Raw genomic sequence first — 13,008 nt, forward strand, 5'->3', positions numbered from 1 at the left:
TAAACCTGTCTCCTGTTCTGTTGTTCGTTAATTGTCTATCCTAAGATCCTCCATCTTTTGGCTTCTTTTTATTCATGCAACAACGCCATGTCTATGCTAGTTATTTCTGGGAAAGCTTCCCAAGACTTAAAATCATCTCTCCAACTTTGATAGCTATCTGAATTTAAACTTATAAAATCTGGTAATTCCATCAGATTATCTATGGATTTTTCACTAAATTCGCGGATTTTATCCAATTCATTCTCTGACATAAGTTTTCTAAGTTCACTTAGGATCTGTCTAATCTGTTCATTAATCAAACTTAGAGATACATCTGCCAATGAGATATCGTGCTTATCTTGAGTTGACAGCATCCTAAGAAAACGACTTTTACCAGAATTGTTTGATCCAACAAAAATATTGATTTTTGATACTGGATCTAATGTTAAGTGAGGCTCTGTATTGTAAATGTCAAAAGAAGAAGGTAGTTTAAACGATTTGATCTGAGACATTTTGCTACAGTTTTTATTTCTAGATGGAAAACATAAATATAATGCTTAAGTATATCTCAATCTCTTCTACTATCTACTACCGTAGTGAAACTTTTGGATATTACCATAATTGAGAATATTCAAAAGCCTATACTAAAGTGCCTTAGCTAAAGGCTTCGATGTTGGTATCCAAAAGTTCCGTGACTTTCTGGCAACTCTGCGCGAGACTGCGGTTAAGGAACAGGAGGTGGCGATTAGTCAGGTGATTACCAAACAATCGCAACCAAATTCGCTGCACAAATATTCTGATCGCAACTCAAGAGAGCTACCTGATTGCCTTGCCCCTCTATCACTAAAGCAGTTGATACAATCTGGCGATCGTGCATCTCATTAATAGAAGCGAGCTTTACACTTTTTTCAATCACATCAGAATCCAACGGATAGACAGAAATTCGTTTGTCATCTTTCACAACCTTTAGCAAAGCATCAACAGAAGGAATTGAAGTCTTGCCACGACTCACAATCCATACCGACTCAGCTAAAGCGATCGCAGGTAAAATCAATTCACTACTTGAATCCGAAAGAATTTTTTTAGCGGTCAAACCTAAACGAGCATTACCTTCCAAAAACCAAATTAAAGCGTGCGTATCAAGAATATACTTCATATTACTAGAATCACACCCAGCCAAGAGCATCATCAACATCGCCATTAAACTCAGCATCTCTAAAATCAGCTTCGGTCGATTGTTGAGAACCTGAAAACATCCCAAACGACATAAACTGACTAGCAAGACTAACTGACTGAGGCTTAAAGAAAGTTACAAAAACTTGGCTCTCCGTAATATCTTGAGGGGTTTCTGCTAATTCGATCTTACCGTTCCGATATATTCCTTGGATTGTCTGTAACATAATTGTTTGCGCTGGGTAATTTGAGCGATCGCCAATCAATTGTAGCACTACAACATTTTAGCTATTATTAGCAGGGATTTACGATGTTTTGGGACTGGAGATAATCGCTATTAGACGCTGAATGGCAATCGCTGTTTGGTTGATTTTTGAGAAAGCTGATCGCATACTACAACAAACCCGCGATCGCAGTTTGCACAGAATAGCCCAAATGCTTCCATGCTGCGGCTGTAGCCACCCGACCGCGAGGTGTACGATTGATATAGCCAATCTGTAATAAATATGGCTCATAGACTTCCTCAATCGTGTGAGCATCCTCACCCGTTGCTGCCGCCAAGGTATCCAAACCTGCGGGGCCACCATTAAAGTTCTCAATTAACACCGTTAATAATTTGCGATCGATCCAGTCCAAACCTTTCGGATCGACATTAAATAATTCCAGTGCTGATTCTGCGATCGCACCTGTAATCTGTTCGCCCTTTGCCTTAACTTCGGCATAGTCGCGCACTCGCTTTAAGAGACGATTAGCAATCCGAGGCGTACCGCGTGATCTTGCCGCGATCGCTATCGCACCATCATCATGGATTGGAGTCTCTAGAATCTTGGCACTGCGGGACACAATTTGCGTTAGTTCATCCTGCTCATAGAAACGGAAATGTTGCACAAAGCCAAAGCGATCGCGCAATGGTGAAGATAAAGATCCAATTCTCGTAGTCGCCCCGATCAGCGTAAATTTATTTAACTGCACGCTGCGAATCCTTGCCCCTTGTCCTTTGCCAATCGTGATATCAAGTCGATAATCTTCCATTGCAGGATAGAGAATCTCTTCCGTTACACTCGGTAAGCGATGGATTTCATCGATAAAGAGAATATCTCCCTGTTGCAGAGAAACTAGTAATCCTGCCACATCGCGAGGTCTTTCAAGGGCAGGAGCCGAAGTGATTTTACATTGCACGCCCATTTCCTGAGCAATGATTAGAGCCAGAGAAGTTTTACCTAACCCTGGGGGGCCATATAACAACAAATGATCGAGGGCTGAAGATCGCGATTTTGCCGCCGCGATCGCAATATTTAGCAGTTCTTTTAAATCTTTTTGTCCAATATAGTCTGCGAGATTTTTGGGGCGAATATTAATATCAACTGAAACTTGAGCAGGAGCATCTTTGGCAAGTTGATCTTCTAGTTTCTCCTCTGGTGTGGCTTCCGCTTGCAATAAATCTAACGCCTGTTGCATTTCTGGCGATGCCACCTCTTTTTTGGGTGCTTTTTTAGGCGATCGGGAGGTGGATTTTTTGCTGGCAGCTTGTTCAGTAACTGGAATAGGATTTTGAGCAGTTTGATCATTCAGGCGATCGCCTTCTGGATTCGGATTTTGATTTGGTTTAGAGGAGATGATTGCCATATGCTTTAGGTTGCTCAAATTTGTAAATATCTTCGATCAATTGCACCCAACCATCAATTAGAGAATCAAGTATCTTTTCACCCTTTTCTCTAGTTGCAGCCTTAGCATCACCCAACACACCGCTGCGTGTCAAATCGCGCATCACCCATGCAAAGGGATTTGCCGATTCCATACTGAGCAAACTATTTTCAGGCAAGCCATAGGGATATTCGGTAACTGCCTTATCCATCTGTACCTGTTCAGGCAAAAGCGCCAACATCAGGCTAGTTTCGGCATCGCCACCATGAATTCCAAATTCTAATTCTTTTTCCGTCAAAAGCTCTTTGGCAACATTGGGAACGCGCCAAGTAAAGAGAGGGAATATGGCAAAGTCAGAATATTTCTCATGGAGATCGCGAGCAACTATTTCCAAAATTTGCGGCTGTCCACCGTGGGAATTCATCAAAGCTAATTTCCGAAATCCTGCTCGATAAACACTCTCAGCAATGTCTGTCAACATCGCTAGCATCGTCTGCGATCGCATCGTAATCGTGCCTGCAAAAGTACTATGCTCATTGGATTTACCATAATACAAAGGTGGCAAAGCATAAGCAGGAATCTCTGGATCTAATTTCTCTAAAGCTCTTGCTAACACCCCTATACTAATCGCCGCATCAACGATCAATGGTAAATGTGCGCCATGCTGCTCGATCGCCCCCATCGGCTGAATAATCACCACATTTTGCTTGTTTGGTATGGATGCGATCGCTGGTGACGTAAGGTAAGCAAAACTGCGATTAGCAGGAAAGTAATTCATGGAAAAATATATTTATCTTGCAATATATGTTACTTCATCGTAGGCGATCGCCCAAATCCTTTGTTTTTTGAAGATCTTGACTTACTCTTCTTGGCTTTTAAGCATATTTCGTAATTCCCCCGCGTCGTGCGAGTATGTGGATGATCGCTACTGAGAACAGCCTCCTGAATTTTTAGTGCTTGCAGAAATAGCGCTTCTGCCTCATCATAAAGATTCTGGTTGTAACGTAAAGCCGCAAAGTTGTTTAGAATCTTTGCAACATCGGGATGTTCATCTCTTAATAGTTCTGACATCAAAGTAAGAGCTTTTTGATAAAGAGTCTCCGCTTCCTCATATCTACCTTGTGAATGGTAAAGACTAGCTAGATTGTTGAGACTAGTAGCAACATCGGGATGGCTATCACCTAATAGTTCTTGATATAGTGCCAAGGCTTTTTTACTAAGCGGTTCGGATTCTTCATACCTACCTTGCGAATGATACAACTCTGCAAGGTTACTTAAAATAGTTGCGATATTAGGATGATGATCATCGAATAATTCTTGTCTCAACTCCAGAGATTGTTTTAAGAGAGGTTCTGCCTCTTTATCTTTCCCTTGTGAACGATACAACTCTGCAAGGTTATTCAGACTAGTAGCGACATCGGGATGGTGATCACCTAATAGTTCTTGTCTCAACTTCAGAGATTGTTTAAAAAGTGATTCTGCTTCTTCATATCTTCCTTGCGAATAGTCTATTAATGCGAGATTATTCAGACTAGTAGCGACATCGGGATGGTGATCTCCGAATAGTTCTCTCCTAATAGAAAGTGCTTGCTTAAAGAGAAATTCTGCTTCTTTATATCTTCCTTGAGAATCATATAGCCCTGCGAGGTTAGTGAGAATTTCTGCTTTTTGAGAGTCATTATTTAGAGCAGAGTATAGCTTGAGAGATTCTTGATAAGCTTGCTCCGCTTTGACATATTTGATATGAGATTCATAAGCCTGTCCAAGCTGATTTAGGAGATCGGCGCGAGTAAGAGTTGGTTGTGAATATTCTTCAATCAATCGATGGAGTAGATCGAAGCGATCTAGAGAAACAGGGATTATTATTTGATCGTTAGGAATGATAGACATCTGAGCAACCGATCGCTCAGGCGTTGGAATATCACTTTGTAAGCGAACCTCAATCGATTTCCATGCCCAAAAGTCTGGAGCAAACCTTGCAAAGCGCGTCATCGCGTAACTTGGTAACAAGAATAAGATCGGATAGGGCAACTTGTGACCATAGGTATCACGGGCAATATTGAGATTGCTCAAAAGTGGTGGATAGTCGCCATAACCACCGATTGTTTTTTCCAAACCACTGATTAATAAGACTGTTTTTCTGTCTGGAATTAATTCCACGTTTTGCAAAGAATCAGTAATTGCAGCGATTAAATAGTGCAAATCTGGATCGTCAAAATGCAGCGAAATCCATTGAAGTTCGGGATTTTTCTTGCTTGACTCTAAGGCTCGAATCGTAAAATTGCGATCACGTTCTAAATTAACTTCCACAAAACCCACCGTAAAGCCTTCAGAAAGATCGGCAAAAATCGCGATTTTCTGCAAAGCTTCGGCATTGCGGAGAAGAAAATCTTCTTCAGGGTTGCCCGATGGCGTTAACGGCTCTTTGGAAAGCATCTATTTGCATTACCGTAGGATGGGGATAGTTCCAGCGTTGTTTACCGTTGTATTCCAATACCGATGTATTGAAAAGAGTCTGTTGACCAGTCTCATCATTAGCAGCACGCTTAGAGCGATAGGTATTAGCGATCGCCGCATAGTGAAGATCGGGAATTTCGCGCTCAAAACTAAACTGCAATTGCTTGATGGCATAGGCAGCATCATCGGACTCAATCGTTTTATGTCCACGTCCGATTGCCGTAATACAAGCTTCGCGCATCATCTGCATCAAATGTCTGACATGACCACCACTAGCACGGACTACATCTAGTACCACTGTTTCTGAAGCAAAGATTTTGTCAGTCTGCATACGTCTTTGCAATAACTGAACCAGAGCTTGTAAGCCTTTGTCATTGAGTGCCAATTCATCGCGATCGCGCTCAAACTCATAAATATTCACCATCGGCACAATTGACGGCTTATTAAAATTATTGCCGATCCCGCGTGGCGAATATAGAGCTGAAATTGGAACTGTATAAACAACCGTCGCTCTTAATTCTTGTAACTGAGCCGCATAGTCAAAAAATAGCCGATTTGCTACATGGGGCGGACAGCGATCGAGATTGTCAAAAATCAGTAAAAGTCCTTTACAATCTGGACGCTTTTTCTTAAGCTTTTTGGTTGCATCATCTAGCAATAGATTAATTGTCGCCTTCAACCGCGAGAAATCTTTCTCTAAGATATTACGAATAACTTTTTTATCCTTTGCACCACCTTTAATCTGTGAAGTCAGCTTAGCAAGTAGCTTTGCTAAAAAAGGAATGGGGAATGGACTTTCGCCACCCAATGTTACTTCTCCTTCTAACGAAATTGAACTTTCGACAGTCTGTTCCGTTTCCTCCGTAATATCCGCAAACCAGTCTTCAAAATCTTTGAGAATACCGCGATCTAGTTGAATTCCTAATTTGCGTAACTCATACTCCACATACTGAGCAACCAACAAATACAGATCCGTATATTCCACATCGTTAATATCAGTCACTTCATCGGTTTCTAGATAAATAACATGATATTGCGATCGCCAATTTCTCTCTAATAGTCGTAATTCGGTACTTTTGCCACACCCACGATGACCTGTAAATAAAATCGTGCTAAATTCCTGCTCCTCTTGCAAATCTAGCATCGTGCTGATATTGATCATAGCCTCACTTTTACGCGCTTCACCTAATTGGGCGTAATTGGGCGTAATAGCGCTCGAGATCATCCCCTTCCAAAGGCTTTACGTCACATACGCGATAGGCAGTACGCAAATCAGTTGCAGGTTGTGATGGTAAAAATGACATAGCTTTACTAGCTTTTATTTCTGAAATATTAAAATGGAACTGTAATTGGCTCGTGTATTGACCGTAGCCTAATTTTGTTAGATTTTTCCAATACTTTTAGTTTAGCGGTGAATAGCAAGATCGGCATTAGCATGATCACCTTTTATATCCTGATATCAAAGACAAGAATAAAGCTATATTTTACCTACTTTCAGATAAACTAATAACTGAATGTCACTAAAAGTTTTATGACGACTGTTTCTGAGAATCTGAAAATTATCCAAAATGGCACACAAGCCGCCAAAGCTGAACCCATTATCGATGGTAGCGAAAATCTTGGTGTAATTGTCAGACGCAAAACTCGACCTGTGCAAGTGGGCAATATCACCATCGGCGGCGGCGCACCTGTTGTGGTGCAGTCGATGATTAATGAAGACACCCTCGATATTGATGGCTCTGTAGCAGGAATTCGCCGCTTGCATGAAATTGGTTGCGAAATCATGCGCGTCACTGTGCCCAGCATGGCTCATGCCGCCGCCCTCTCGGAAATACGTCAAAAGCTCAAACGTACCTATATGGACGTGCCACTGGTTGCCGATGTCCACCACAACGGCATGAAAATTGCCCTCGAAGTCGCCAAGCATATCCACAAAGTCCGTATTAACCCAGGGCTATATGTATTCGAGAAACCCAAAGCAAATCGCACCGAATACACCCAATCAGAATTTGACGAAATCGCCGAAAAAGTCCGCGACACCCTCAAGCCCCTAGTTTTGTCTCTCAAGGAACAGGGCAAAGCCATGCGAATTGGCGTAAACCATGGCTCCCTCGCTGAGCGGATGCTGTTTACCTATGGGGACACGCCTCAGGGTATGGTCGAATCTGCGATCGAGTTCATTCGCATTTGTGAAGATCTTGACTTTAGAAATATTGTTATTTCCATGAAGGCTTCCCGTGTGCCTGTGATGATCGCCGCCTATCAACTGATGGCTAAGCGTATGGATCAACTGGGTATGGACTATCCATTGCATTTAGGTGTAACCGAGGCAGGCGACGGCGAATATGGTCGGATTAAGTCCACCGCAGGCATTGCCACATTACTCGCCCAAGGTATCGGTGACACCATCCGCGTCTCCCTCACCGAAGCTCCTGAGAAAGAAATTCCAGTTTGCTATAGCATTTTGCAGTCTCTCGGACTCCGCAAAACGATGGTGGAATATGTCGCCTGTCCATCCTGCGGTCGCACTCTATTCAACCTCGAAGAAGTCCTACATAAAGTCCGCGAAGCAACTAGCCACTTAGTTGGCTTGGACATTGCGGTTATGGGTTGCATCGTCAATGGGCCTGGGGAAATGGCAGATGCTGACTATGGCTATGTCGGCAAAACCCCTGGCACAATCTCGCTCTATCGTGGCAAGGAAGAAATCAAGCGTGTACCTGAAGCCGAGGGTGTAGAACAGTTAATTGCCCTAATCAAATCCGACGATCGCTGGGTTGATCCTTAAAAGCGATTTGACTCAATAATTGATGTTACGTGGAACGCAGGTGATGAATCTTTTGCTGTTAGCAAAGCAGGGCAATCAAGGGGACTTTGCCCCTACCTGAAAAACCTACGTTCTGTAGGGGCTGCGCCCCAGGCCTATCATATGACAGCAATTGCCGATCTAATGAGCTACAAGAAAAAATCTTGAAAGCGTTGCTTCGCAGCGCTTTCAAGATTTTTTCTTGGTTTGGGTTTGAGCGCAAAGCGCTATAAGAGAGAAATACATTGTTGCTAGAATGAGATTAGGAACTGTTGGCATGAGCATATGAGATTTATTAGTCCAAAAACTGATTTTGCGTTCAAGAAAATCTTTGGCTCCGAACAAAGCCATGATGTCTTGATCAGTTTTTTGAATGCGATGCTTTACGATGGTCAGAGCAGAATCTCGCAATTAGAAATTCTCAATCCTTATTTAGCTCCACGCATCCGAGGTGTTAAGGATACTTATCTCGATGTCAAAGCCAAGCTCGATAATGGCACAAGCGTGATTATCGAGATGCAAGTATTAAATATCGAAGGATTTGAGAAGCGCATTCTCTACAATGCTGCTAAGGCTTACTCCATTCAACTCGGTATTGGGCAATCCTATTCGCAACTTAATCCTGTGATTGCGCTGACGATTACTGATTTTGTAATGTTTCCCGAAATAAATCAATTGACTTCTCGGTTTATTTTAAAAGAAAAAGATTTTTTGATTGACTATCCCATTTATGATCTGGAACTGGTATTTGTTGAGTTGCCCAAGTTTGACAAAGCACTGATGGTGCTAGAAACCCTAGCGGACAAGTGGCTATATTTTCTCAAACATGCCCTAGATTTAGATGTTGTGCCAGAGAGTATGAATTCAGTCCCAGAAATCAAGCAAGCCTTTGAATTTGCGAGACAAGGTAATCTTTCGGCTGAAGAGTTAGATGAGTTAGAGCATCAGGAGTTCTTTATTCAAGATCAACATAATGCGATCATTAAGGCGGAGCGGCAAGGCTTGAATCGAGGTTTGGAGCAGGGAGAAAGGAATGCAACGCTAGCAACGGCTACAAAATTGTTGGATATGCTGGATGATGAGGCGATCGCACGGGCAACTGGGCTTAGCTTGGCAGAAATTGCAGAATTGAGAAATACGCGATCGCAAGATCAATAAGTCCATTGCGATCGCAAATCATCAAATGGGATATATCCATCATGCGTAGGGGCAGGTTTTGCAATAAATCTATTGGTAAACCATTGACTTGTCTCTAAACCTGCCCCTACAGGGATTTTGTTTTTTTATTGATTGGATGCTATTTACCCTTGCAAGTAGGGATGGAAGTAGTCTGAGCATTGGCGAGGGAAGGATCAAGGCAGAGAACCTGTGTGAAACTTAGTTCTGGATCTTGCTCGTCTAATCTGGGAGAACGTCCTTCTAAATCCTCACGGCTTGGAAATACACCACCAAATCCATTGGTAACTTGATTAGATATGGGTGTAGGTGTGGGTGTGGGTGTGGGTATAGGCGTGGGTGTAGGTGTAGGTGTAGGTGTAGGTGTTGGTGTTGGTGTAGGTGTGGGTGTAGGTGTAGGTGTGGGTGTAGGTGTGGGCGTATTGGTCAGTGAAAATGATGCGGGAGCAAATCCAGTTGCTGTCGCTGCCACTGTGTAACTGCCTGCAACTCCATTGGCGGTAAATGCAGGAGCTTGGGCAGTACCGAGATTACTGGTTAGTACGTCCGCACTACCCGCAAAAGCACCACTGGCTCCGCTAGATGGTGGAGTAAAGGTGATGAGAATATTGGGGGCAAAAATAGGGCTGTTTACGAAGTTTTCAGTTACTTGTACGCCTAGAAGCTGAGCAAAACTGGTGTTGACATCTGTACTCTGTGGTGTGGTGTTGGCTAGAGGTGTAAGGCTAAAGCCTTGAGATTCAAATGCACCGATATCGACAGTGCCACCAAAAATGCGGGTTGCGCCCCGTTGGTCGGTGGCAGCGACACCTGCGTTATTCCCTGCATCTATGGCAAGGCTATTGGGTAAGAGAGCATGAGTTAGAGTTGTGCCGCCATAGTTGCCAAGGGGTGCAAGTTGCGGATTGATGGGATTTGCGATCGTGCCGATGAGGGAGCTATTGGCAAATGTTGCGGCGAAGCCATCATTTGCACCGATTAAATTATTGCCGCCATTAGTAAAACCTACTCCTGCGACATTACTACCCAAGTCAGGAGCTTCCAATCCTCGGTCAAAGTTACCTGCAACAATCGAGTTTGTGATCGTGAATGTGCCGCTATTACGAAAAATCCCCCCACCATCACCTGTGCCATTGTTATTGGCATCGGCAGTGTTGTTGGTAATGGTGCTATTGGTGATCGTGCCTCCGTTATTGCCAAAAATCCCCCCACCATTAAAATTCGCCGTATTACCCGACACAGTGCTATTGGTGAGAGTCACGGCATAGCTATTAATCCCCCCACCATTATTAGTAGCCGTATTACCCGACACAGTGCTATTGGTGAGGGTCACGGCTCCATTGCCCAAAATCCCACCACCATTATTCGCCGTATTACCAGAGACAGTGCTATTGGTGAGGGTCACGGCTCCATAGCCATAAATCCCACCACCACCAATACCAAAAATAGCCGTATTACCCGACACAGTGCTATTGGTGAGCTCCACGTTTCCATTGCCAAAAATCCCACCGCCACTATCATTAGCCGTATTACCCGACACAGTGCTATTGATGAGGGTAATGGTTCCATTGCCAAAAATCCCACCAGCATTATTCGCCGTATTACCTGATATAACACTATTATTCAAGACCACTGATCCATTGCCATAAATCCCACCACCAATACCACTAGCAGTAGCCGTATTACCCGACACAGTGCTATTGGTGAGCGTCACGTCTCCATTGCCAAAAATCCCACCACCAGAATTTGTCGCCGTATTACCCGACACAGTGCTATTGGTGAGAGTCACGTCTCCACTGCCCCAAATCCCACCACCAGCATCACTAGCCGTATTACCCGACACAGTGCTATTGGTGAGAGTCACGGCTCCACTGCTAAAAATCCCACCACCATTACTTGCCCTGCCATTTCTAATCGTGACACCATCAAAGGTGACAGGCACAGCAGCCGTAACATTAAAAATCCGACTATTGGCATTGCCATCAATAATTGTATTGGTGCTGCCATTGCCACTAATCGTAAGAGCTTGGGTAATTGCAATCTCTCCATTCGTAAGTACGATCGCTATACCATTGAGACTTGGGTCAAATCGAATCTCATCAGCACCTACGGCAGCATTAGCCGCCGCAATTCTTCCTCTCAAAGAATTTACATCTAACGCAACATCACCGCCACTCGTCACCGTAAAAATCGCTAGAACATTCTGATAAGCATTCGTCGCCGCATTATTGAAAATCACAGTCGCGGGGTTCTTCCCAGTTTGGTATTCCAGATTCCAATCACCACCCAGCGCCACCGCCCCCGTGCGATTCGTCGAAGCCGCCACATCATGCCCCGTATAGTTCTTCACCGCTTGAACTAGCGCCGCCCCATTCTCGCCACTTGCCAAATTACAGGCATAGAGCAGAATATTTGCCGCAGGAGATAGAGCCGTCTTCCAAGCCTGAAGATCGTTAGCATATCTAGCAATATTCTCAGTACTAACAAAATCTTTGCCTAGCCAGAAATTACCAACATCTCCTTCAGAAACAATATGCAAATTATTTGCACCCGTCACACTCGCCAAGGTTTCAGTCACTTTCTGAATGCCATACTGATCAGGATTAATCACCGTCACACTACTTCCGCCATTAGTACCATCCAGCAAAGTTTGATAATCCTTAACCGTGCTGTCGATGAATACAAAATTCCAACCCTGTTGGATATTAGTCGCATTCAAAGAAGCTTGAGTGGTGTTGTAACGATTGGCAAGGATATTGATATTGGCGGCCGTGAGATTACCCGTAGCGATCGCCTCTCCTGCTTTGGTCGGTGCAGTAATCCCTGACCCAGTCAGTAATTTTGGCAAATCAATCCCTGCGATCGGTTTGGTACTGCCCAATTCTTGCTGAGTAGCGATCGGTAGATCAAAGCTGAGAACACCACCTTCAGGAGTAATCCGCACATATTTACCATCGGGTACTGCCACGATATTGATCGTGCCATTAGGTGTAGCGATCGCCCCCGTATTAATGACAATGCCACCAACAAGCGAAATACTTTTCCCTTGAGGAACATTGAGACTGCCTTGATTGAGAATTACTCCAGAAGTTTGTCCTTGAGTCAGTGGCGATGTCGGACTAGTAAAAGCTAAAGCATTGGGAGTTCCATTAAGCTTTTGGAGATCACTTGCACTGGTATTCATGCCAAACCAACCATTACCAACCTGAATTCCATTAGCAGTCGTAGCTGTAAAAGAAGCTGGCACATTTAAACTCGCATTTGACCCAAAAATCACACCTGCGGGGTTCATGATGTAGAGATTGGAATTGCCGCCTGTCAGTTGAATAAGTCCATTGATTACAGAAGGATCTCCTCCAACAACGCGACCAAGAATATTTTGAATGTTGGGTTGACTGAGAAAGTTGGCGATTTGTCCTTGACTTAAGCCAAATTGCTGAAAGCTATGAAATAAATTTGAGCCTGCTTGGGTTCCGCCTGTAATGTCAAATCTTTGTCCATTTGGCAATATGATTGTGCCAGTCCCATCTTGCGCGGCAGTGATCGGTATTGATTGGGCATTGACTGGTGTTGTCAGTAATAATGCTGGAGATAAGGCGATCGCGATCGCAGTTGTTGCCCAATACTTTCCCCAAGTTGACTTCAGCATAATCTCCAACAACCCCACTAAAATTTACTTTATCTTAAAATATAATTTACCCTGTAATCGCTATAAAAAAAACAGAATCAAGATCTTTACAGTCAGCTCAGCGTGCGGCAAAGATTTTAACAAA

General features: G+C 43.6%; 10 protein-coding genes. 2 read left to right on the plus strand and 8 right to left on the minus strand.

Annotated features, from left to right (window positions below):
* Positions 1-68: 68 nt before the first annotated feature.
* The 7 genes from CQ839_RS18780 to CQ839_RS18810 all read right to left on the minus strand — a co-directional run bounded on the left by CQ839_RS18780 (position 69) and on the right by CQ839_RS18810 (position 6,478).
* The gene (locus tag CQ839_RS18780; protein ID WP_103669833.1) at positions 69-491 is read right to left on the minus strand and encodes a hypothetical protein; all 423 of its coding nucleotides are present in this window, start codon (positions 489-491) and stop codon (positions 69-71) included.
* Between the two features lie 245 nt (positions 492-736).
* On the minus strand, positions 737-1,135 hold the full coding sequence (locus tag CQ839_RS18785) for a type II toxin-antitoxin system VapC family toxin (RefSeq protein WP_103669834.1): 399 nt from the start codon (positions 1,133-1,135) through the stop codon (positions 737-739).
* Positions 1,136-1,145: 10 nt separating this feature from the next.
* The gene (locus tag CQ839_RS18790) at positions 1,146-1,379 is read right to left on the minus strand and encodes a hypothetical protein (RefSeq protein WP_103669908.1); all 234 of its coding nucleotides are present in this window, start codon (positions 1,377-1,379) and stop codon (positions 1,146-1,148) included.
* A 166-nt stretch (positions 1,380-1,545) separates the two neighbouring features.
* Entirely contained in the window at positions 1,546-2,778 is a 1,233-nt protein-coding gene (ruvB, locus tag CQ839_RS18795) for a Holliday junction branch migration DNA helicase RuvB (protein WP_103669835.1), read from the minus strand.
* Positions 2,759-3,574 (minus strand): creatininase family protein, encoded by an 816-nt coding sequence (locus CQ839_RS18800; RefSeq protein WP_103669836.1) that lies wholly within the window; start codon positions 3,572-3,574, stop codon positions 2,759-2,761. Before CQ839_RS18800 ends, ruvB begins: the two co-directional genes overlap by 20 nt.
* A 29-nt stretch (positions 3,575-3,603) precedes the next feature.
* Positions 3,604-5,232 (minus strand): tetratricopeptide repeat protein, encoded by a 1,629-nt coding sequence (locus tag CQ839_RS18805; RefSeq protein ID WP_103669837.1) that lies wholly within the window; start codon positions 5,230-5,232, stop codon positions 3,604-3,606.
* Entirely contained in the window at positions 5,192-6,478 is a 1,287-nt protein-coding gene (locus CQ839_RS18810) for a P-loop NTPase fold protein (protein WP_219817816.1), read from the minus strand. Before CQ839_RS18810 ends, CQ839_RS18805 begins: the two co-directional genes overlap by 41 nt.
* A gap of 306 nt (positions 6,479-6,784) precedes the next feature.
* On the opposite strand from CQ839_RS18810, the gene ispG reads away from it, so the two are divergent.
* Entirely contained in the window at positions 6,785-8,041 is a 1,257-nt protein-coding gene (gene ispG / locus CQ839_RS18815; RefSeq protein ID WP_103669838.1) for a (E)-4-hydroxy-3-methylbut-2-enyl-diphosphate synthase, read from the plus strand.
* 303 nt (positions 8,042-8,344) lie between these two features.
* Positions 8,345-9,217: an Rpn family recombination-promoting nuclease/putative transposase gene (locus CQ839_RS18820; RefSeq protein WP_103669839.1), complete on the plus strand. Its 873-nt coding sequence runs from the start codon at positions 8,345-8,347 to the stop codon at positions 9,215-9,217.
* A gap of 139 nt (positions 9,218-9,356) precedes the next feature.
* On the opposite strand, the gene CQ839_RS18825 is transcribed toward CQ839_RS18820, so the two are convergent.
* Positions 9,357-12,884, minus strand: a complete 3,528-nt coding sequence (locus CQ839_RS18825; protein WP_103669840.1) for a DUF4347 domain-containing protein — start codon at positions 12,882-12,884, stop codon at positions 9,357-9,359.
* Between the last annotated feature and the right edge of the window lie 124 nt (positions 12,885-13,008).

The organism is Pseudanabaena sp. BC1403 (assembly GCF_002914585.1).
In the GTDB taxonomy this organism is placed as follows: domain Bacteria; phylum Cyanobacteriota; class Cyanobacteriia; order Pseudanabaenales; family Pseudanabaenaceae; genus Pseudanabaena.